The 21,699-nt window shown below is 61.9% G+C and carries 20 protein-coding genes and 1 pseudogene; 8 read left to right on the top strand and 13 right to left on the bottom strand.

Going from position 1 to position 21,699, the window contains the following annotated elements:
- Positions 1 to 74: 74 nt before the first annotated feature.
- The 4 genes from DCC24_RS02670 to DCC24_RS02655 all read left to right on the top strand — a co-directional run bounded on the left by DCC24_RS02670 (position 75) and on the right by DCC24_RS02655 (position 4,414).
- Complete coding sequence (locus tag DCC24_RS02670; protein WP_199446181.1) at positions 75 to 740, top strand: bifunctional 2-polyprenyl-6-hydroxyphenol methylase/3-demethylubiquinol 3-O-methyltransferase UbiG; 666 nt, start codon at positions 75 to 77, stop codon at positions 738 to 740.
- Positions 737 to 2,497 (top strand): ABC transporter ATP-binding protein, encoded by a 1,761-nt coding sequence (locus DCC24_RS02665; RefSeq protein ID WP_110098359.1) that lies wholly within the window; start codon positions 737 to 739, stop codon positions 2,495 to 2,497. Before DCC24_RS02670 ends, DCC24_RS02665 begins: the two co-directional genes overlap by 4 nt.
- A 61-nt stretch (positions 2,498 to 2,558) precedes the next feature.
- A complete protein-coding gene (locus DCC24_RS02660; protein ID WP_146206257.1) occupies positions 2,559 to 3,398 on the top strand; it encodes a nuclear transport factor 2 family protein in 840 nt (279 codons plus the stop codon).
- Between the two features lie 74 nt (positions 3,399 to 3,472).
- Positions 3,473 to 4,414 (top strand): M23 family metallopeptidase, encoded by a 942-nt coding sequence (locus tag DCC24_RS02655; protein WP_158278463.1) that lies wholly within the window; start codon positions 3,473 to 3,475, stop codon positions 4,412 to 4,414.
- A 34-nt stretch (positions 4,415 to 4,448) separates the two neighbouring features.
- Here the strand turns inward: DCC24_RS02655 and DCC24_RS02650 are convergent, their stop codons facing one another.
- The 4 genes and pseudogenes from DCC24_RS02650 to DCC24_RS02635 all read right to left on the bottom strand — a co-directional run bounded on the left by DCC24_RS02650 (position 4,449) and on the right by DCC24_RS02635 (position 7,524).
- A complete protein-coding gene (locus DCC24_RS02650; RefSeq protein WP_233491951.1) occupies positions 4,449 to 4,742 on the bottom strand; it encodes a Rho termination factor N-terminal domain-containing protein in 294 nt (97 codons plus the stop codon).
- Positions 4,739 to 5,634 (bottom strand): annotated as a pseudogene (locus DCC24_RS02645) (SDR family oxidoreductase). Before DCC24_RS02645 ends, DCC24_RS02650 begins: the two are co-directional and overlap by 4 nt.
- Before the next feature lie 42 nt (positions 5,635 to 5,676).
- Positions 5,677 to 6,870, bottom strand: coding sequence for an alcohol dehydrogenase catalytic domain-containing protein (locus DCC24_RS02640; protein ID WP_110098356.1), 1,194 nt, complete (start codon positions 6,868 to 6,870; stop codon positions 5,677 to 5,679).
- A 195-nt stretch (positions 6,871 to 7,065) separates the two neighbouring features.
- Positions 7,066 to 7,524, bottom strand: a complete 459-nt coding sequence (locus tag DCC24_RS02635; RefSeq protein ID WP_199446179.1) for a DUF3054 domain-containing protein — start codon at positions 7,522 to 7,524, stop codon at positions 7,066 to 7,068.
- 269 nt (positions 7,525 to 7,793) lie between these two features.
- Between DCC24_RS02635 and DCC24_RS02630 the strand changes: the two genes are divergently transcribed.
- Positions 7,794 to 8,678 (top strand): hypothetical protein, encoded by an 885-nt coding sequence (locus DCC24_RS02630; protein ID WP_199446177.1) that lies wholly within the window; start codon positions 7,794 to 7,796, stop codon positions 8,676 to 8,678.
- A 172-nt stretch (positions 8,679 to 8,850) separates the two neighbouring features.
- Here DCC24_RS02630 and DCC24_RS02625 read toward each other — a convergent pair whose 3' ends face one another.
- Positions 8,851 to 9,462: a hypothetical protein gene (locus tag DCC24_RS02625; protein ID WP_110098355.1), complete on the bottom strand. Its 612-nt coding sequence runs from the start codon at positions 9,460 to 9,462 to the stop codon at positions 8,851 to 8,853.
- Between the two features lie 260 nt (positions 9,463 to 9,722).
- Between DCC24_RS02625 and DCC24_RS02620 the strand changes: the two genes are divergently transcribed.
- The 3 genes from DCC24_RS02620 to DCC24_RS02610 all read left to right on the top strand — a co-directional run bounded on the left by DCC24_RS02620 (position 9,723) and on the right by DCC24_RS02610 (position 11,953).
- On the top strand, positions 9,723 to 10,175 hold the full coding sequence (locus DCC24_RS02620; protein WP_110098354.1) for an NfeD family protein: 453 nt from the start codon (positions 9,723 to 9,725) through the stop codon (positions 10,173 to 10,175).
- A gap of 153 nt (positions 10,176 to 10,328) precedes the next feature.
- Positions 10,329 to 11,528 (top strand): SPFH domain-containing protein, encoded by a 1,200-nt coding sequence (locus DCC24_RS02615; RefSeq protein ID WP_369859815.1) that lies wholly within the window; start codon positions 10,329 to 10,331, stop codon positions 11,526 to 11,528.
- A gap of 77 nt (positions 11,529 to 11,605) precedes the next feature.
- Positions 11,606 to 11,953, top strand: coding sequence for an RNA polymerase-binding protein RbpA (locus DCC24_RS02610; protein WP_110098352.1), 348 nt, complete (start codon positions 11,606 to 11,608; stop codon positions 11,951 to 11,953).
- 75 nt (positions 11,954 to 12,028) lie between these two features.
- Here the strand turns inward: DCC24_RS02610 and DCC24_RS02605 are convergent, their stop codons facing one another.
- The 8 genes from DCC24_RS02605 to DCC24_RS02570 form a co-directional block, all read right to left on the bottom strand.
- Positions 12,029 to 12,763, bottom strand: coding sequence for a polyprenol monophosphomannose synthase (locus DCC24_RS02605; RefSeq protein ID WP_110098351.1), 735 nt, complete (start codon positions 12,761 to 12,763; stop codon positions 12,029 to 12,031).
- 90 nt (positions 12,764 to 12,853) lie between these two features.
- The gene (locus DCC24_RS02600) at positions 12,854 to 13,882 is read right to left on the bottom strand and encodes a hypothetical protein (protein WP_110098350.1); all 1,029 of its coding nucleotides are present in this window, start codon (positions 13,880 to 13,882) and stop codon (positions 12,854 to 12,856) included.
- Between the two features lie 21 nt (positions 13,883 to 13,903).
- Positions 13,904 to 16,849, bottom strand: a complete 2,946-nt coding sequence (locus tag DCC24_RS02595) for an RNA helicase (protein WP_110098349.1) — start codon at positions 16,847 to 16,849, stop codon at positions 13,904 to 13,906.
- A 23-nt stretch (positions 16,850 to 16,872) separates the two neighbouring features.
- Complete coding sequence (gene tatC, locus DCC24_RS02590; RefSeq protein WP_233491950.1) at positions 16,873 to 17,763, bottom strand: twin-arginine translocase subunit TatC; 891 nt, start codon at positions 17,761 to 17,763, stop codon at positions 16,873 to 16,875.
- Positions 17,764 to 17,791: 28 nt separating this feature from the next.
- Complete coding sequence (gene tatA, locus DCC24_RS02585) at positions 17,792 to 18,088, bottom strand: Sec-independent protein translocase subunit TatA (protein WP_110098348.1); 297 nt, start codon at positions 18,086 to 18,088, stop codon at positions 17,792 to 17,794.
- 30 nt (positions 18,089 to 18,118) lie between these two features.
- Positions 18,119 to 20,188: a YafY family protein gene (locus DCC24_RS02580; RefSeq protein WP_110098347.1), complete on the bottom strand. Its 2,070-nt coding sequence runs from the start codon at positions 20,186 to 20,188 to the stop codon at positions 18,119 to 18,121.
- Between the two features lie 44 nt (positions 20,189 to 20,232).
- The gene (locus DCC24_RS02575; RefSeq protein WP_110098346.1) at positions 20,233 to 20,628 is read right to left on the bottom strand and encodes an FKBP-type peptidyl-prolyl cis-trans isomerase; all 396 of its coding nucleotides are present in this window, start codon (positions 20,626 to 20,628) and stop codon (positions 20,233 to 20,235) included.
- Between the two features lie 62 nt (positions 20,629 to 20,690).
- Positions 20,691 to 21,689, bottom strand: coding sequence for an FKBP-type peptidyl-prolyl cis-trans isomerase (locus tag DCC24_RS02570; protein ID WP_110098345.1), 999 nt, complete (start codon positions 21,687 to 21,689; stop codon positions 20,691 to 20,693).
- Positions 21,690 to 21,699 lie beyond the last annotated feature (10 nt).

The following is a 21,699-nucleotide window of genomic DNA, read 5'->3' as shown; positions in this document are numbered from 1 at the left end:
GGACATCGGCTACGCCGAAGTTTGCAGGCTGGTACGACAGGATCTTCCCCAAGGACGCTTCAGCTCAGATCCTGGTGGATTTCCTGGCGCGCCACCATCCCGATCCCACTGCCGGCACCCTGGAGATGGGGGTGGGAACCGGCCGGATCGCCGCACCACTGGCACGCCATGTGGGGCAGGTCGTCGGAGTGGACTGCTCCGAGCTGATGCTGGAGGGTCTGCGCCAGGAGTGTGACGAAGCGACGGTCCGCCCGGTGCTGGGGGACATGCGCACCTATTCGGAGGACCGCCGCTACGGTCTGGTCTACATCGTGTGCTCAGCGCTGGCGCTCCAATTGGACCAGCAGGCCCAGGAAGAGAGCATGCTACGGGCAGCCGAACTGCTGGCCCCTGGGGGACGCCTGATCATCGAGACGCATAATCGGCCCGGCTGTGTGGCGCTGCACGAAGGTTCCACACGAACCTCGTTGTTCGCTCCCTACCCGGAGCCCAACACGGGGCTGCAGACCTATGCGACTCTGCTTCCCGACGATCTTTGGCACTGCTCTCAGATCTGGTACGAAGCCGATGGGACTCACCGCATCGGCACCGAGGTGCTGCGACTGCTGACTCCCGAAGAGGTGGACAGCTATGCCGCGAGCGCGGGTCTGGTTCGGGACGGGCTGTGGGCCGACGCCATGGGGAATCCCTACCAGGAAGCTGGATTGCTGTTTATCGCGAGCTATAAGAGGACATCATGAACTTCCCCCACATCATCGCCGGACACCGGGTGCTGCTGATCATCGGCATCGTCCTCGGCCTGCTGGGCGCCTGCGCAGCGCTGGCTCAGCCGCTGTTCATAGGGCTGCTGATCCGGGCAGTCTCCGAGGGTGAGCCCATCACCGTGCCGCTGACCATCATTGTGATCCTCTTCGCTCTGGACGCGGCACTCTCGGCGGCCAATGCGTACTTGATCGGGCGTGCAGGCGAGAACATCGTCTTCGATCTTCGGCACCTGCTGGTCGGGCGGCTGCTGCGCAGCCGGATCAGTGACTTCCAGCGTATGGAGACAGGCGACATCTTCACCAGGATGGTGGGCGACACCACCTTGGCCTGCATGGTCATAACCCAAGCCATCGCTCAGTTGGTGAGCTCCGCATTCATGGTGGTCGGAGGCATAGCGTTTATGGCCTGGCTCGACTGGCAGCTCTTGGTGGCTACCCTGACCTGCCTGGGCGGGGCCAGCGTGGTGGCACTGCTGCTCGCCCGCCAGGTGCGGATCGCTTCGTTGGCCAACAGGCAGCACACCAGCAACTTCGGGTCCGGGCTGCAGCGGGTCCTCGGCGCGCTGACCACCGTGAAAGCATCCCGGGCAGAATCCCGGGAAACCGAGCGTCTGGCCGAACTGGCAGGAACTGCTCGCCGCAGCGGTATCCGCGTCACTGCGCTGGGGGCACTTCTTCAACCGGCCATGAACGTGGGCACACAGATATCGCTTGCTGTGGTGATTGCCTGGGGCATGGCCAGGGTAGCCACCGGAGAGCTGCACCCGGCCGACCTGACCGCCTTCGTGATGTACCTGTTCTACCTGGTGTCCCCGCTTGTGATGCTCTTCCTGGCGGTGGGGCAGATCCAGCAGGGGAGGGCTGCCATTCAGCGCGTCACCGAGCTGGGCGAGATGCCGCAGGAGGAGGACCGTCCGGCATCCCAGGAGCCTCGGTCCCCGCAGTACGCGCCACGCAGTCGAGCCGAAGCGAATGGGAGCGTTCACACCACTGCGCCGGCAGTGACCTTCGATGCCGTGCAGTTCTCCTACAACGAGCAGACCCCGGCGCTGCGGGATGTTTCCTTCAGCATTCCCTCCCGCGGTCTCTCCGCCGTCGTCGGACCCTCTGGTGCGGGGAAGACCACCCTGTTCCAACTCATTGAGCGGTTCTACACCCCCTCCCGCGGCACGATCAGAGTAGCCGGAGAGGACATCGCAACTATGGACCTGCACCGGCTGCGCGGATTGGTGGGTTATGTGGAGCAGGATTCCCCGCTGCTGCGTGGCACCATCCGGGACAACCTGGTCTACGCCCGACCCGACGCCGACGAGGCCCAGATCAGCCGTGTTTTGCGCCAGGCGAACCTCGCCGACGTCATCGATGCCCTGCCGCAGGGCCTGGACACAGAGCTTGGGGAGCGCGGCGCGGGACTCTCCGGTGGTCAGCGGCAGCGGCTGGCCATCGCGCGCACCCTGCTGCAGGAGCCCGAGGTGATCCTGCTCGATGAACCCATCGCCCATGTGGACAGTGACACTGAGGCGGCCCTGCGCGATGCTGTGGCGGAGGCGGCCCAGCAGTGCGCAGTGCTGACCATCGCCCACCGGATATCCACCGTGATGGAGGCAGACCAGATCCTGGTGATGCAGGACGGCAGACTCCGGGCCACCGGCACCCACGCGAGCCTGATGGAGACCGACGAGATCTACCGGCGATTGGCCGAGGGTCAGCTGCAGACCGCGGCCGTGACATGAGCAGGACCCCTCACGGGAGACCGCAGAGGGCAAGATGACTACGTGCAGACCAGAGGAGACGATGATGCAGACCAGACAGCTTCCGCTTCCCGGTGAGAATATCGTCCGGTTCGTCCGCGAATTCACCAAGAGCACCTTCGACGGGGTCGAGGATCTCAGTGAGCTGCTTCGCCGCAGCCACAGCCCGGATTCTGCACACCTGCTCAACCAGAAACCCCACTCCCAGCAGCAGATTCTTGCCCAGCTGCGCCGAAGGCGGAGCAGCGGTGCCGACTACCGGGTTCAGATTCGTGACGCAGTGGCAGGGCACAGGGAGGCCGCAGTCCGGTACAGCATCACCACCGATCTGCTGTGGCGCCTGAAGGTGGAGACGGAACGGTTCACCTTGTACCGGCTCGACCCGCAGGGCAGGATCGCCGCTGAGGCCACCACAGAACGGACCCGCTATATCTGGGAGGACCCCGCAGAGGCGATTGAGCACGATGATGCCTCCGCCGGCACCTCGGGCGAACCGGAAGGCGGGCCGGCCACGGACGTGACTGCCTATCTGACTGATTACAACCGGCAGTCCCTGGACTCGAGCCTCGATGCGGCGCAGGTTTTCCATACCTTCCACACCCCCGACTGCCAAATGCGTATCAACCACGCGGTCAAGCACGGCCCGGAGATGGTAGAGCAGATTCGCCGCGCCCGCGCCAAAGGTCTGAGCTACCAGGTAGAGGTGGAGCAGGCCGTGCGGCAGGGGGATCGCTTTGCCGCGCGCTACCGCATGGTTCCGGTCGTCAGCCGTAAGGGTGGACCTTCCCTGTGGGTTCACGACTTCGGCCGACTGGCGTCCGACGGTCGGGTCCGCCGGGTAGTCTCGCATGTGCAGACCACCTCGGGCGCATGGGCCGGATGAGGTCTGCAGACTCTGCATCAGTCAGGGCCGGAAGTTCCCCGGAGGAGGGTGCTCACGTCCATGAAAGGAACTCATTGAGACGAACCATCTCTGGCCTGCGCCCGGTATGGCGGATCGTCATACTGGCTGGGCTGCTGCTGATTGTGGCGGACCTGACGGGGATTTTCAGTCCGCCGGCCGGCCTGGCCTGGGTGCTCGGCGTCGTCGGCCTCATCCTGGTCGGTTATCTGCTCTACCGCACGGCGCCGGTGTCCGAGCCGCGGGAGCCGGCGGCCCTGAGGTCGCCGGTGCGCGGGAGGTGGCTGGCGGTGAACAGCCCTGGTCAGGGGGTGCCCAGCCACGGCACCGTCACACGCGGTCAGCGGTTCGCCGTCGACGTCTCCCACCCGACCGTGGCAGAGGACCTCACCACACAGATCAACCCCGGCTCGGTGCGCAGCGCCCTGCGCGGCAGCCCTCCGGAGGAGTTCACCTGCTTCGGCGAGCCGGTCTGTGCCATGGCCGCCGGCACCGTGGTCGAAGCGGCGGACCAGCAGCGTGACCAGCGGGCACGCAACACCTGGCAGGCACTGCTGTGGATGCTGGTGGTGGAGAGCACCGTGCGCGAGCTGATCGGTGGATACCGGGCGGTGTTGGGCAACCGGGTGGTGATCCAGCACGACGACGGCACCTATGCCGCATACGCGCACCTGCGCCGCGGCTCAGTGAGGGTCGAGGTCGGTCAGCGGGTGGAAGCCGGCGAGGTGATCGCCGAGGTGGGCAATACCGGCAACACCACTGAGCCGCACCTGCACGTGCAGCTGATGGACCGCGCTTCCGTCGACCCCGCCGCGGGGGTTCCCATGGTGTTCCGCGACGCAGTTCTGGACGCGATCGATCCGGCGTGGGAGAAGCAGGCATCAGAACCGAGTGAGACCGCGCTGGAGGGTATGCCCCGCAACGGCCAGATCTTCACCGTGCCCGGCGAGGTGGCGGGCACCTCCGAGGCACAGCAGACGACGACGCCGGGACTCTGAGCCCCGACGCCGTCGCTGATCCACCGCGGAATGGTCAGTGGTTCCGCAGCGCGTCGATGAGTTCGTCCTTGTTCATATCCGAGTAGCCGGTGATGTCGACCTCCTTGGCCCTGTCACGCAGCTCGTCGACGGTCCAGTCTTCATACTCCGGGGAGCTGCCGCCCTTTTTGCCCTGGGCGCTACGGTCCTCCTTATTGGCGGAGTTGGCAATGCGGGCGCCCTTCTCTTTCGAGTAGCCCTGCTCCTCGCGGAGCTTCTCATAGAGCTCCTCGTCCTTGACCGAGGAGCGGTCTTCTGAGGAACTGCTGTTCTGCTCCATTGTGATCATCCTCCTGTGAACGGTTTGCCTCCGGTGACCGGGATGACGGCCCCGGAGGTGTAACTGGCCTCCTCGGAGGCCAGATAGACATAGGCGCCGGCGAGCTCGGCGGACTGGCCGGCACGCTCCATCGGCGTGTCTTTGCCGAAGGACTCCACCTTGTCCTCCGGAAAGCCGGTGGCCGGGATCAGCGGGCCCAGATGGGCCCGGGCGCCACGGCGTTGACCCGGATGCCCTTCGGGGTGAGCTCCTGGGCAAGCACCTCGGTGAACGCCACCTGGGCGGCCTTTGTCATCGCATAGTCGAACAGAGGGGGAGCCGGCCCGGCGGCCTGAATGGAGGTGGTGGTGATGATGGAGGAGCCCTCCGGAAGGTGCGGCACGGCCTCCTTGGCCAGCGCGATGTGAGAGATCAGATTGGTGTCGAAGACCTTCTGCACTTCTTCGATCGGAGTCTCATCGATTCCGCCGCGTTTGCGCTGGTAGGCGGCGTTGAGGATCAGCACGTCGATCCCGCCGAGGTCCTCCAGGGTGCGGCGGACGATCTGCTCGGCGGCGCCCTCGGCCCGCAGGTCCTGGGCGTAGAGAGCCACATTCCGTCCTGCCTCGCGGACGTGGGAAGCGGTGGTCTCGGCGTCCTCGGTCTCCTCCGGCAGGTGCACGATGGCCACATCGGCTCCTTCCCGGGCGAAGGCGATGGCCACAGCCCGCCCGATGCCGGAATCGCCGCCGGTGATCAGGGCGCGCTTTCCGGTGAGCCTGTCGTGGCCCACGTAGCTGTCCTCACCGTGGTCGGGATCCGGCCGGGTCAGTCCGGTCAGTCCGGGCTGATCCTGCTGCTGGCCGGTGGGAAACTCGTCATCCTTATGTTTGGTGCGTGGGCCCTGCTGTTCCTGCGTCATCGGGTGTCTCCTTGTCTCCGAAAGGACGGGGGAGGGGAGTTCTCAGGCGGTTGCCTGGGGGTCTAGGACTACTTTGATGCAGCCGTCCTCCTTCTTCTGGAACATCTCGTAGGCGCCGGGCGCCTCGTGCAGGGGAAGACGGTGAGTGACAAAGTCGTCGACTCCCAGCGGGTCTGCGGGGTCCTCCACCAGCGGCAGGATCTGGTCAATCCAGTTCCGGACGTTGGCCTGGCCCATGGTGACCTGGATCTGCTTGTCGAACAGCGTGAGCATCGGCAGGGGAGAGGCCTGGCCCCCGTAGACGCCGGAGAGGCTGATGGTCCCGCCGCGGCGTACCAGGTCGATGGCGGTGTACAGGGCTGCCAGCCGGTCCATGCCGAAGTTCTCCATCATCGGCTGGCTCAGCTTCTCCGGCAGGAACTGGGCTGAACGCTGGGCCAGTTTGCCCAGCATCGACTGGGTGTCTCCGTGGGCTTCCATACCGACGGCGTCGATGACCGCGTCGGGACCGCGGCCCTGGGTCGCATCGCGGATGGCCGCCACTGAGTCGTCTCCGGTGTCAAAGACGAGGACGCCGTGCCGGGCGGCCATCTCCCGGCGCTCGGCTTCGGGTTCGATCGCGTAGACCGTCAGGCCCTGATGCTTGGCGATTCGGGCGGCGAACTGGCCGATAGGGCCCAGGCCGATGACGGCCACTGACTCGCCTGCGCTGCGCTGGGCATAGGCCACCGCGTGCCATGCGGTGGGCAGCACATCGGAGAGGAAGAGGTAGCGATGGTCGGGGAGCTCCTCGCCGACCACGATGGGGCCGTAGTCGGCGTGGGGGACTCGCAGGTACTGGGCCTGGCCGCCGGGCACTGCACCGTAGATCTGCGAGTAGCCGAACAGCCGGGCGCCCGAACCCTGTTCGGTGACTTGAGTGGTTTCACATTGGGTCTGCAGCCCCTGGTTGCAGAAGAAGCAGTCCCCGCAGGCGATCTGGAAGGGGATCACCACGCGGTCGCCGACGCGCAGATTGGTCTCGGAGCCAGCTTCGACCACGCGTCCCATGGGTTCGTGCCCAATGATGTCTCCCGGGGTCATGAATGGTCCCAGGACTTCGTAGAGGTGAAGGTCCGAACCGCAGATGGCGGTGGAGGTGATCTCCACGACGGCGTCCTTGGGCTTCTCCAGCACCGGATCCGGCACTGTCTCTACGGATACTTTTCGGGGGCCTTGCCACGTCACTGCTTTCACCGAACGTCCTCCTTCTGGTGTCGATGAACCCAGCGCGGTAGGTTGGCGCGGCCCAGCCGGCCGCGCCGCTAGTATCTGACACAGCCACCGTATCGACAGCCAGCTTATGATCGGCTGAGCATCAGCCGGAGGTGCGGTCAGAGTTTGGTGGCAGGTTTCCGCAGGTCAGACGGATATGACGATGGCCTGTGTGCGCTACCGGCGGGGGAGCAGCAGCCTGGTGACAGCTCGCCGGCCAAGCAGCAACAGTGCCAGCACGCCTAAGGTCACCAGCACAAAGGAGACTTGCACACCGCCGGCGGTGAAGAGCTGGCGCAGGATCATCCCAGCCGCGACGGTGATGGCCAGTACGACAACGCCGGCAGGCCAGATCTGGGCAGGACGACGCCAGGAGGCGGTGACCAGCCAGCCCAGGGCCAGTCCGGCCAGGAACGGCCAGGCGGTGGAGACGATCTCGCCCATGGCCAGGCCGGAATCGTGCTCCCGGTTGCCCAGCGCCGCGAAGAGCAGCACGAGCAGAGCGTCCGCGGTGAACATCCCTGTGGTTGCGAGGGCACTGGCCGGTGTGATGCCAGAACCTGAGGCGCTTCGGCTTCTGTGGCGCCGCTTGGGTTCGTGCGCAGGGCCACCCTGCAGGCTGGGGGAGTCGGGCATAACTCCATTCCACCAGAGAGCGTGCGGCTCGGTGGCAACGTAGCATCAGAGGGTGCTTCCTATTGTCTGGCTGATGGGGCCCTCGGGGGTCGGAAAATCAACCCTGGGGTATCGGATGCTGTCTGATCTTTGACGCCGCAGGGGTGACGGCGGCGTTCATTGATGCAGATCAACTCCGTTTGGCCAGCGGTGTCTCCGCTTCTGAGACTGAGCTCATAGCGGCTGCGCTTCCGACTCTCAGCCGGACGTTCAGCCGCCGGGACGCACAGGTGGACATCGTCGCCGGACTCGCAGACGATGAGGCTCACCTGAGGCAGATGCTGCCGCATATGCCTAGGGATCGGGAGCTGGCGGTGCATGTGGATGCGACCCCTGAGACGCTGCGCGGGCGGATTCACCGCCGCGGCTGGCTCATTGAGCTCGTCGACGATGCCGTGAAGTATGCGGCTGAGCTGGAGCCCAGCGCGGCTGATCTGTATCTGGACACCACGCACCAGACGCCGTCGCAGCTGTCTGATCAGATCACCGCAGCGGTCCTCGCGCATGCGGCGTCTGGGCCTGCAGACCTCGAAGACGCGTTTGGGGTGCCTCCTGAGGCGTCGGGGTCCGCTGAGGTGGTGGTGCTGACCGGACCGGGAGGAGTCGGTGTCTCCACTATCGGCTTTCAGCCGTTTATGCACCTTGCACATGCGGGTAGGGGAGTGGGCTACCTGGATGCTCACCAGCTCGGGCTCCTCGGACCGAGCGCCGGCAGCTCCGAACTGGCACCGCTGCGCGCCCAGAACGCCCGCACCGTGGTGGGAACCCTCGCTGCAGGCGGCGCCGAAACTGTGGTGGTCAGTGGAGATCCGCACGCTGTGCGCGCCATGGAGGAGACCTGGGACAGCGGTCCTTTCACGCCATTCTGGCTGGACGCTTCCGCCGATGCTCTCGCAGAACGTATCACCGCCAGCGCCCAGGGCGGCGGGCCGCCGCTGCAGGGCGATCACCGACTGGGACTGGCCGGCGCGGCGCTGGATGCCGCGATCGCGGCGGCCGTGGAGGAAAGCCGCCAGCACCATCTCAGGCCTCCGAATGCGCACGTGGTCAATACCACCGACCGCGAGCCGTCAGAGACTGCCGCAGCCATCGCCGCAGCCCTGCCGTGGACCTGATGGACGAATGTGGTCGTGCAGGCCAACACCTCGCCGCGGGGAGTGGCAGCGCAGGAGCTCAGAAGACTGCCAGCCTGGGCCATACGTTCAACATGACATAATGTAGATTATCGGCGTTTTACCCATTGGTCCGGCCAGAGACGGTCGCCCGGGCTGATTTTCGCTCGTGGTTTTAGTCGATCGAGCCGGTCTCTTCTGGTGTGGTGGTCTCATCCGAGGTTGGTTGCGGTGCCAGGAGCTCATAGATGGTGGACTGACCAGAGTCCCACATCGCCACGATGCGTCGTGTGGTGCTCTCGGTTTGGTCTGGCAATAAGACGTGGTGTGCACCGACCTGGCCCCAGGGCTCAGGAACCTCGCCACGCACGATCAGTGTGATGTTTGACTCTTCGGACCCCAGGTACTGTCCATCGGCATTATAGAAATACGGAACAGCTTGCTGAATTTCTCCGGCAATCGCCAGATTGAGCAAATGTACGGCCACAGGATCCGCGAGCGCATCGTAGATCCACAGATGTCCGACCGCTGGGTGCTCCATTTCGGCAACCAGGTATGAATCAGCGCCAGCCAGGGGCTTCAGGCGGTATGTAACCGGCACGTGTAAGAAGCGTTCACCTTGATGCAGGATGAACCCTTCGAGCATGATGGAGCCTTCGGTGTCATCAAAATGGTAGCTACCGACGATCTCTATGTCTTCATCAGATCCCCAGTATTGGGAAGCAACCCAATCCGAGAGAATGCTATTTCTATCTGGTTCTGTTTCGGCGAGATATACAGTAGCCATTCTTCTAGTTTACGGGGTTGAGTGATGTTCTTCGACAATCTCGGTCCCGAGGGTCAGTGTGATTCTGGGATTGAATAGTGAACGTTGGGATCGTTGCTACCTTTCCCCTAGGTCGATATGGATATTTTTTATTACTTGAATTATAAATAGAATCGTCTGTGCTGGTCAAGTGTGAGTACTGTGTTGGGCGGTGCTTTTCGGTAGGCTACGACACAACGGAACCGAGAGTGCTTCGGCGACCACATTCAGGAGGTCACAGGATGTTCGACTGGCTGTCTGACAACACCTGGGTGCTGTGGCTGGTCGTCGCTGCCGGCTCAGTACTCGTTGAGCTCATGATGTTGGATCTGATCTTTCTCATGCTTGCCGGTGGCGCGCTCGGAGCCTTGATCGCCTCGTTGTTCGGCATCCCCTTCGCGGCGGAAATTGGCGTATTCGCGGCGGTAGCAGCGGTGTTGTTATTTGCCCTGCGTCCGGTGGCGATGCGACATTTGAGCTTGCCGGGCAGTCATCCGCACGATGACTCGATCGAGGCCTATCCGGGCCGGAATGCGGCGGTGACTAGCGAGGTGTCAGAACACGCGGGTTTCGTCAAGCTCGATGGCGAGATTTGGTCGGCTCGTACCACCAGCCCGATGCCTCTGGCGGTGGATCAGGAAGTCGTGATCGAGCGGGTTGACGGCGCGATCTTATGGGTCCGTCCTCAGCGATAGGCCGTGCGGTGGCTATGCCCGTCTGCGAGGTCTCGATATACTCGTGTTAGATCTGTCACCCTAAAGCGTTCATTGCGTTGAACAATTGAAAGGCCCCAACAAACTCATCCCGGAGGAACTATGAGTGCCGGAGAAATCATTCTTGTCGTCGTGATGATCATCTTGGCCATCGTGATCATCGCGGTACTGGCGAGTGCCATCAAAATCGTCCCCCAGGCTCGCGCGGGCATCGTGGAACGCTTGGGGAAGTACCAGCGTACTCAAGGAGCGGGCCTGACCATGCTGGTACCGATCATCGACCGGATGCTACCACTGATTGATATGCGTGAACAGGTGGTCTCCTTCCCGCCACAACCGGTCATCACCGAGGACAACCTGGTGGTCTCCATTGACACGGTGGTATATTTCCAGGTCACCGACCCTAACCGCGCCACCTACGGGATTGCCAACTACATTCACGCCGTGGAAAACCTGGCCACAACCACGCTCCGCAACGTGGTAGGTGGTCTCAACCTCGAACAGGCACTGACCTCCCGCGATTCGATTAACACTCAGTTGCGTGGCGTGCTGGATGAAGCCACCAGCAAATGGGGGCTCCGGGTCTCTCGTGTAGAGCTGAAAGCTATCGATCCCCCGCCCTCAATTCAGGACTCGATGGAAAAGCAGATGCGCGCAGAGCGTGATCGTCGTGCCGCGATTCTCACAGCTGAGGGTGAAAAGCAATCCGAGATCTTGACCGCGGAAGGTAATCGCGAGGCTTCGGTGCTGGCTGCTGAAGGTGAGGCCCAGGCCAGAATCTTGCGTGCCAACGCCGAAGCTGAGGCCATCACCACGGTATTCGAGGCCATCCACGCCGGTCGCCCGGATCAGGATCTGTTGGCCTACCAGTACTTGCAAACCTTGCCCAAACTGGCCGAAGGCGACTCCAATAAGATGTGGATCATCCCGTCTGAACTGACTGACGCGTTGAAGAATATTGCTGGCGGTTTCCACGCTCCAGGACCCAGTGGCGATCCCGTCGGCCCGAGAAACCCCACTAACCAGAATGGTTCCCAGTCGACACCTCAGACCGGGGCCGGGAATAATTCCTCGGCCGATGGCGCTGAGACTACTTGGGCCCCGCGTACTTCGGAGCATGACTCCGCTGGAACTGCAGAGTCCGAACAGCGTCGCGTCCGGCGTAAGCCCCGGCCGACTACTGCCGCTGAGGTTGCTGAGCACGCTCCCAAGGCTCCCAAGCTGTCGCACACCAGCTTGGAAGAGGCCTTGGCCGAGCCTGATTTCACTGCGGATGGACTGCCGGCCCGTCCGCCGCATCCACCGCAGGCCGGTCGTGCTGACGATCAGCAATGATCTATAGTGGTAGTTTGCGCCGGTGTTCTGCCGGGCCAGCGGTAGCACCACTGAGGTTGATATAGAGGAGTTATTGGATGAGTGATCGCAGTCTTCGCGGGATGCGACTAGGTTCGCAGTCCATGGAAACTGAAGCCGGTGTGGAGCCGGCAGCCCGACAGCGGGTGGAGTACCGTTGCGAAGACGGTGAAACCGTCATTGTCACCTTCGCCGCTGAAGCTGAAGTTCCCCCCACCTGGACCACAAAAACCGGTAAAGAGGCGCGGCTGGTCAACGGTGAACAGCACGTCGAAGACAACTCCAAACCGGTGCGGACCCACTGGGATATGTTGCTGGAGCGTCGTAGTATCGAAGAACTCGAAGAATCGCTCAAACAACGGCTGAATGCCCTGCGGGAACGTCGTGGTGAAGAGCCACTGCCGTAGCGACAGGCACCCTTTCCCACTCCGGCGTGGTGCTTAAGGGAGGGGTGTCTCAGCTCTTGGCTCTTGGCAGTGAATTTAGTTCAGGCCGAGTTTTTTCTTGGCGGTCTCCCAGCGAGCCTGCACACCCCACTTGGTGACATTTACCAGTGCTTCGGTGATGATATTGCCACTCATCTTGGACTCGCCGAACTCGCGCTCAACGAAGGTAATGGGCACCTCAACGATACGCTTACCGGCCAGCGCGGTGCGGAAGGTCATGTCCACTTGAAAGCCATACCCCTTGGACTGGACAGCATCCAAGTCAAGCTCCCGAAGCGTGTCAGCACGGTAGGCGCGGTAACCGGCGGTGATATCGGTGAGTTTCAGCCCCAAGAGAATTCGTGGGTATACCGAGCCACCCATCGAAATCAGCTTGCGGTACCAAGGCCAGTTGACCATCTTGCCACCGGGCACCCGGCGCGAACCGATCACCAGATCAGCCTGATTGACCGCGTCTAAGAGCCGGTGCAATTGTTCAGGCTGGTGGGAGCCGTCGGCGTCCATTTCCACCAGTACGTCGTAACCACGCTCCAGGCCCCAGGCGAAACCAGCCAAATAGGCCCCACCTAGCCCGTTCTTTTCGGTGCGGTGTAACACGTGGAGCTGAGAGTCCTGAGTTGCCTGCTCATCGGCCCACTCGCCGGTGCCGTCGGGAGAATTATCGTCGACCACCAAGACATCCACCTCGGGGTTAGCCACTCGCACGCGCTGCAGAGTTCCGGGCAAGGATTCTGCCTCGTTATAGGTTGGGATGATGGTCAGTACTTTCATGGCTCTCCTCGATTAGCCGTGCTGGACTTCTCCTCGCATGAGTATAGCGCGGAGTGTTCTCTTCTCGTGGCAGCTGAGCTTGCGTCCCCGTCACCCCCGGTAGTCCTCTCCCACCACAGTGGCCTGGCGCTGCGGCAAGGGGGTAGCGGAATCCACGATCGGCAATAACGCCGAGCCGGCCCGGGCATCGGTGGAAAATTGGGCGCTGGATTCATCCGGCACTTGCACGCCCAGCTCGGTCCCGGTGTAGACACCCAACCGCGCCGGTGAGCCGACACTAATCCGACCGTGCTGGAATAACCGCTGGGAGATCACCGAGGGCAAAACCCGTACCCCGTTGCGAGTCACCGCATGAAAGGCTGCCCGGGTGGATAGTCGCTGGACGGGGTCTGGGTGTTCCACCGCTGCGGTGACGACCCGCCACATATTCTCGTGGCTGGCTTCATCATCCCCGGAACCCAGGCTGAGGTGGATGCCGGCTGCGACCACATCGGCCAGCGGCGCCTGCAATTCGGGTGTGTCCGAGCAGAGCGGTGTGACAGTCAACGACAACTGTGTTGCTCGCATGCGCTGAATCTGCTCGGCGCTGAGCGGGTGATTGGCCACTACCCGGTGGCGGGCCCGCATTAGCCAACCGGCATCGGCTCCTTCGAGTCGAGACAGAATCTTATCCAACTCGTGCGGTGACCTCGAGCCGATCAACGCCTGCACCGCCGGTGTCCGGTCACTGTGTTCGAGCAACTGGGTCAACCCGTCATCGATCTCCTGGTGAGGGATCCACCACTGTGCGGCTGCAGAGCCGATCGGACCGTAGCGTACCACCGCATTGTGGTCCTCCACCGATTCCGCCTCGGTCGTCATCGACACCAGTTGCCGGTCTTCGGATCCGGTGGTCACGTCGGGGGCCTGAGTACTCAGACCATCGATGAAAGCTGGCACCACCAAGGCTCCTGCCAAGTCCACTTCGACAGTGTCCTCGGGGTCGGTAGTGGCCTTGACCATCGCGTCAGCGGTTTCCTCGGACCCCACCCAGGAGATGGTCTGATCCTCAATGAGCACCGCGGTGGCAAAAGGGTCATCAGCGGTGTGGATGAAGCCGTTACGCAGTAGCAGGCTCATAGCGTGTTCTCTCTCCTGTTCTCAGCGGGTCTCATCGGTGGTCCCAGTAGGTTCGGCGGACTCCAGGGAATCGAGGGGGTCGGGGCCATCCTCCCCCAGCGGGTCGGGGCTAGCGGAGTAGGAGACGATGCCGCGATTAACCAGGTCCTTGGCTTTAAAGCACCGCCGGGAAAAATCCGCATCCGGGCTGGCCTTCGCCAGCTGGTCCAGCATATCGATCACTTGCCGGGCCCACCGGACAAAGTCTCCGGCCGCTAGCGTGGTGCCGGACAGGCACAGGGTCAACGATTGACCGCGAACCCACCGGAAGACTGGCCACACCAACCCCGGGTGCGGTTGCGGGGTGACTTTCAGACTGGCTTGTGACTCGGCATCTTGGAGCTGGTACCAGATCGCATCGCTGGCATCCAGCGCCTCGGTCAGTGCCGGGGTGGGCATATCGGGTTGGACGATCAATTCCTCCTCGGGGCCCTCAAATACCAACAGCGCCGCCAGCCCGGCTAGGTCTTCGGGCGACATGGTGTCAGTCACCCCGTCTTGAAGCAACAATGCGGTCAACAGGTCACGTTCCCCATAGATCCGGCGCAGGACGTGTCCGGGTTTGGTGAGCGTCTCGGTTTCCAGATCGACGTAGTCGTAATCGGCCAACAAGCCCAGGATGCGTTCGAAGGTGGTGGCAATCGTGTTGGTCCGCGAGTCGATCGTGGAGATCAACCGGTCGGTTTCAGAGCGCAACGTGGCCCACCGGTTGGCCCAGCGGGCGTGTTCTTCTCGGTCGGCACAGGTATCGCATGGATGGGCGCGCAACATCGCCCGCAACTCTTCGACGCGTTCGATCGCGGATTCATCCCGGTACCGGAACCCGGTGATTTCTTCGCGCGGCCGAGGTTTCTGATTCCGGCGCAGGGCTTCGCGAGCCCAGGAAGCAATCGTTTTGCGTTGCGTGGGAGTCTTGGTGAGCAGATTCTTGGGCAAATTCACCGACCCGATCGGTTCCACCGGTTCCGCGAGATCATCAGTGCCGACCCGGCGAAACTGCCCCTTATGGGTAATGACCGCAACTCGGGGGTTATGGGGGTTGCCGGCGGTGGAGACCACGGTACACACCCCGAATTTCCGGGGACCTGTGACCTCGATAATGTCGCCAACCACCAACCGGGTCAAGGATTGTTCTTCAGCATCGCGCCGGGCACGTTTTTTCACCCGGGACGCAGATTTTTCAGCCACGGCCAGCTCTCGGCGGAGGGCAGCATACTCGGTGAAGTCCCCCAGATGACAGCTCATCGCCTGCCGGTATCCCTCTAAGGACTTTTCTTGTTCTTTGACCTGTTGGGCCAGACCCACCACGGACCGGTCGGCCTGGAACTGGGCGAACGACGACTCCAGAATCCCCCGGGCAGTATCGAGACCGTAGACCGCCAATAAGTTAACGGCCATATTGTAGGTGGGCTTGAACGAGGAATTCAGCGGGTAGGTGCGACGCGAGGCTAACCCGACCACCTGATGGGGTTCGAACCGGTGGTCGGACCACATCACCACCGCGTGACCCTCAATGTCAATGCCACGTCGTCCAGCTCGCCCGGTCAGCTGGGTGTACTCCCCCGGCGTGATGGGTGCGTGGGTTTCACCATTGAACTTCACCAACTTCTCTAACACCACCGTACGGGCTGGCATATTAATGCCCAACGCCAGGGTTTCGGTGGCGAACACGACCTTGACCAGCCCGGCGGCGAACAGTTCCTCCACCACCTCTTTGAACGGTGGCAACATGCCGGCATGGTGGGCGGCGAAACCACGTTTCAGGCCATCGCGCCACCCCCAAAAGCCCAGCACGTCACGGTCGTGCTCGGGTAGCGTCGCTCCGGCTTGGTCAACCAGATCCTCAATGGCGCGTTTTTCTGCCGGAGTGGTCAAATCCAGGCCGGTTTGCAGACACTGTTCTACCGCAGCATCACAACCGGCACGGGAGAAGATGAAGGTAATGCAGGGCAACAGCGCTTCGCGTTCGAGTACCCGCACCATCGTTGGGCGGGAGGTTCGGGTCTGTGTAGCCATCGCCTGGGCGTGTGGTCCGGGACTGTGGCGGTGCTGGGAGGTGTGGTTCCGGAAGCGGTATGCGCTTCTTTTGCCACCCTTTCCTCTCTTGCCACCGCGACCGCGTTTTCCGGAACCGGGTTTACCCCAGTGGGCGGGCTGACCGGCTCGTTGCTGTTCGCTGGCAATCTTCGCCAGCTCCGGATTGAGCTTGGGTTTCTCCACACCTTCACCGGTGGTGGCAAACAGGTCGTAAAGATTCTTTCCGGCCATGACGTGTTGCCAGAGTGGGACCGGACGGTGTTCGGAGACCACGACCTTGGTGGGACCCCGCACCGTATCCAGCCAGGCGCCGAACTCCTCGGCATTGGAGACCGTAGCCGACAACGACACTAACGCAACGTGCTCGGGAAGATGGATAATCACTTCTTCCCACACAGCACCGCGGAAACGGTCGGCCAGGTAGTGGACTTCATCCATGACGACGTAGCCGAGATTTCTCAGTGGCTCCGCGTCGGCATAGAGCATATTACGTAACACTTCGGTGGTCATCACGACAATAGGAGCATCCGGGTTGCGAGCCACATCCCCGGTGAGTAGCCCCACCTGCGCGGCTCCGTAGCGCTGAACCAGATCGGTGTACTTCTGATTGCTGAGCGCTTTAATCGGGGTGGTATAGAAAGCCTTGAGCCCCGAGGACTGGGCGAGATGAATTGCGAACTCTCCCACGATGGTTTTTCCCGCCCCGGTGGGCGCAGCTACCAAGACCGAGTGGCCCTGTTGCAGGTACTGACAGGCTTGTTGCTGGAACTCATCGAGCTGAAAACCCAGTGAGGCGGAAAACTCGCCGAGCGGAGTGCGAGCTTGCCGTCGACGCTTGGCATCCAGCGCATAGCGTTCGGCGGGTGATAAGTGCTGATCTGCCTCGGTCATGCTATTCAGCCTAGGGGAAACGATTAAAGTTCCCCTAGTGGCCTCGCCCCGCGCTGAATCTCCTCATCGAGCTGTCGTTGTTTTTTGGTCTGACGCTTCACCCGACGCTTGTCATTAACCAGACAGATCACCAAGGCCACAAAGAACAAGATGGTCAGTGGCAGCCCCATGAAGAACATGGTGATCACATCCGAGCCCGGGGCCGCCATGGCTGCCACCACGGCGATGACAATCACCGAGATCCGCCACTGTTTCAGGATCTGTTTGCCCGAGATCACCCCGGCCATATTCAGACCCACCAAGATGACCGGCAACACCAAGGCCACCCCGAAGACCAGCAACAACCGGAGCACAAAGGGAATATAGACGGTGGCTTGAATCCGGTGCGCGGTACCTTCCGGAGTCAGTGAGGTGAAAAAAGACAGTGCCTGGGGCAACGCGACCCAGCCCAACAGCACCCCGCCGATGAACAGCGGGATTGCCGCGGCGAGAAAACCGAGCGTGTAGATCTTCTCGTTTTTCTTCAGCCCCGGCATGATGAAGGCCCACAACTGATACAGCCAGATCGGGCTGGAGATCACCACACCGGTAAAAAGCGCGACCTGCAACATGATGTCGAAAGGCTGAGCGACCGAAGAAAACACGACCTCGGCCGGATGCTCTGCGGTGTCTAACCGTGACACCGGTTCGGTGATCATCGTGAAGGTGGGCTGATAGAGGATAAAACCCACGATCGTGCCGGCCACCAGGGCGAGCCCTGCTTTGATGATGCGGTTGCGGAGCTCTGTGAGGTGGGCCTTCAGGGGCATTTGCCCCTCGGGGTTGTGACGGCGACGTGTGGTGGTGCGCGACTTCTTTTTGCCGGTGGTGCTCGTGCTACTCGAACCAGGGTCGGAGGAGGAGTTTTCAGTCATGGACGTGAAAAGTCACACCGATAAAAATTTAGGAGCGGTTGTTGTTCTGAGCGGTGTGTTCAGAGTGTTGTTGGTCCGGCTCGTCTTCGACCACCGTGCCTTCCACGGCGTGGATATCGGAGCCCTGCTCGGACTCAGCGGAGTCCTTCTGCGAGGTCTGGGACTTCTCGGAGTCCTGGTCCTCATCTTTCATCTGCTTGACCTCGGAGCGGAAAATGCGCATGGACTGGCCCAGGTTGCGGGCCAACTGCGGCAATTTGGGTGCTGCAAACAGCAGAAGAATAAGAATGATAACGATGACCAGTGGCCAACCCTTAGGTAACATGGCACGTCCTTTCCGTAGCTGTGGAACAGTCTACAGCGATCTAGATGTCACCGGTGACAGAAAGTCCTGCTTTGTCATGGCACGGTGCTGGGTGGCGATTGCTCCATCCAGGCCTTTGACGAGCTCATCTCGCACGCGACGGGACTGTGGTGTGGTGCCCAGCACCTGGATTTCTCCGGGGTGGGAGGTGACCAGATCCTGCAGAGCACGCATCGAATGCATGCGTAGTTCCGCAACCACGCGACCGTCATCGAGTTCGGCCACACGGACAGGATCGTAGGTGGGTACCAGATCCTTCAAACGGTAGGAGAACAGGCACTGCACCACCAACGTCTCGTGGTCATCATGCGTCTCGCCGGTGGTGGGCAGGCCCAATGCGTGCAAGGCCACATGTGGGGTGAAGGTGTCCTCGGTCTCGGCCAAACGCCCGATCCGATCGAGCCGGAAGGACCGTTCGGCATTCGCACGACGGCACCAGGCCTGCACATAGGTGTGTTGCCGGTAGAACAGTAATCGCAACGGTTCGATCTCCCGGGTGGTGACTCGATCAGCGAACTGGCCGTAGTAGTCGATAACGAGCACCCGGCGGTCGCTGATGGCCCGGTGAATATCTTGAGCCAGCTGTTGGTAGGGGCCCAAGGATAGGTCCGGGAATAAAGCCACGATGTTAAGGGACTGGTCGGGGTCATCATGATCGGCCGGTGCTGAGGTTCGGATGGCACGATCGATTTTGGCCCGAGCACTGCGGATGGCCTGTAGTTCCTGCTCGCTGGCGATTCCCTGTCGTTGCAGGGCATCCAGGGCTGAGAGCAGGGCCGTGCCCTCGGGCCGTGAGAACCGGCGCGGTGCCTGCAGGTCTTCGGCCTGGTAGATTTCCACCGAATCACCGACCTGGTCGATATCAAATTGCTGGCCGGCAAAATCTCGTTCGGGCATCCCACAGAACTGCAATACGTTGAGATCTTTGCTCAGTTGCTGATCGCTCAAACCCAGCCGAGACTTGAGCTCTTCGCGACTGGTTCGACCGCGGACATTGAGAATTGCGACAATGTCGAGCAAACGGGCGATCCGCTCGGTTTCAGCGGCCCGTAAGCGTTCACGTTTGGGTGCTCGAAGATCAAAACCGGTGGGATCGGGTCGCTGGTGGGCGTCGATGACCTGTTGCCACTGGGCCAAAAGCGACTGCGCCAGATCGGGGTGATGGTGTGGGTCCACCACGACGTGGCCGACCGCGCGAGCCAAAAGCTGGTGGATGTCCACAGTGTGTGCGGCCGGAATCTCTACCAGGTCCCAACCCGGGGTTGAGCTCGAGGACTGCAGTACGGTCCCCAGCAGTCGCAATTGCGGTCCGTGGCCGTCTGCAACCCAAACCTGCACCGTGGTGAGCGGATCGTCGGTGGGGATCAGCTGACGTTGCAGTGCGGACACGTCCAGATCTACCGGGCGTTGAGAGCCGGTCGGTAGTGTATTCGGGTCCCGGTCGGTGACCGGTTTGGGATCAGTGGTGAACCGAGTCAGGCGGAAATTCCGGACCGCTTGTCGGTCCAGATCCCACCCCACCAGATACCACTGTCCGTTGGCCATGACCACGACCCAGGCCCGGACGGACCGCTGGGCCGAGTAGGTGCCATCTGCAGCACGATAGCCGAATCGGATCACCTGCTGGGCGAGAGCCATCTCGGACAGTTGCACCAGGTTCTTCGACGTATTGGCCAGCTGTGCTGAGAGGCTGGGTTCGGTACCGTGCTCGTACTGAGTGGCCGTCTGCAGTCCCATCCGGCCGGTGGCACGTCGTGCTGCAGCTTGCAGTGGGGTGTGGTCCCAGACCCCGCGGGCCTGATTCAGGGCACGGAACTCATCTGGTTCCAGATCGATGGGAGGCAAGAATAGCTGGTCCCGATCAATCCGGTACCGGTGCTCGGTGTGCTCCAGCGTTTCGATCTCATCGGAAACCAGCGGGATGCCGATGTCTCGCAGACTGGTCTTATCCCGGGTGAACTGTCGGTCGAAACTGTCGTCGTTGAGTTCGCGATAGTCGTCAACGCAGTGCCGAATCTGACGCTTCGTCAGTCCCTGTGTGGAGTCCAGCAGGAGCCACATCAGGGAGACGATGCGTTCAACACTGCGCTGTTGTTTGGTGCTAATTAGTTCACGCTCACCAGGTCGACGACGAAAATCAGGGTCTCGTTCGGGCCGATGTCAGCACCGGCACCACGCTCACCATAAGCCAGGTGGGGTGGAATCTCCAAGCGACGACGGCCTCCGGCCTTCATGCCGAGTAGCCCCTGATCCCAGCCTGGGATCACCTGACCGATTCCGGCCGTGAAATCCAGAGGTGTGCCCCGGTTCCACGAGGCATCAAACTCGGCACCGGTCGACCAGGCGACACCTACGTAGTGGCAGGAAACTTTATCCCCGGCTGTGACCTCGGGGCCGGCCCCGGTGATCACATCCTCAATGACCAGCTCAGTCGGAGGCGTCTCCCCCGGAAAATCGATCTCGGGACGGGTCCGGTCGTAGTGGCGTTGGCCAAAAGACATGGTGAATCCTCACAGAGTTGCTATTTAGGGGTGTTGGGGCACACCCTATCGTGTTTGTCGTCCTATTCAGAGGCCTCATCTGAAGGAGCAGGCTGGTCGACACCTTCGGGCGGGGTCATGTCGACGTTGTGCAGAATGTCGACGACGAACACCAGGGTTTCCTCCTGCAGTTCATGACCTTCCGAATCGCCATAACCTTGCTCGGGCGGAACCGAGATCAGCACGCGGGAGCCGACCTGCTGACCGTCCAGGCCTTCCTTCCAACCCTCAATCAAGCCGTTGATGTCAAACTGTGCTGGGCTACCGTTGGCCCAGGAAGAGTCAAACTCTTCACCATCAGACCACTTAATACCGCGGTACTGGACGGTCACAAACGAGTTGGAATCGACCTGTTCGCCCTCGCCCTCCTTCAGCACCTCGACTTCGAGGTCCTCCGGGGGGTCGCCTTCCGGGGTTTCGATGGTGGGCTCGCCGTTCTCCTCGTTCTCGGTGACGGTCGGCAAGGCGGGGTCTAATTCTGATTCGTCCACGGGTTCGCCGTCGGCGTGGGTGGGCAATTCTTCGGAGATCCGAAACACCAAGAGCTGATCGGGTGTGCCGTTGCCATAGGTGTTGGCTGGCACGTAGTAGGCAATCAGGGACCCGACGGGGTTCGTGGTCAGCGCTTCGTGTAAGGTCGGGTCTTCTTCGGCTAAGCGGGGATCGATGTAGAGGGCCTCCCCATTGCCGGTGAACGATTCTTGCGTCACCTCAGAATTGGTCGGGTCAACCACCGCCGTGTGGATAAGGGCAAGATCTTCGTCGGCCAAGGTTTCGCCGTCGCCTTGTTCCAAAACTCGGGTGGAGACCTCATCGGCCTCGATCGCGCCATCCACGGTCACGTCAGGAGCCTGCTGTGGGTCGGACTGTTCGAAGTCAACGACATCCAGAGCATCAACGTCGCCGGTGCCTTCGGCGCCACCACAACCGGACAGTATCAGGGACGCGCTCAGGGCGAGGCTCGTGATCAGTGTGACGCGTCGGGTTGCGCGTTGTGAACAAGGGGAAGACAACTTAGCCATGGACAAATAG

The organism is Auritidibacter sp. NML100628, from assembly GCF_003185985.1.
GTDB lineage: Bacteria > Actinomycetota > Actinomycetes > Actinomycetales > Micrococcaceae > Auritidibacter > Auritidibacter ignavus.
This window is presented reverse-complemented; position numbering and strand designations above follow the sequence as displayed.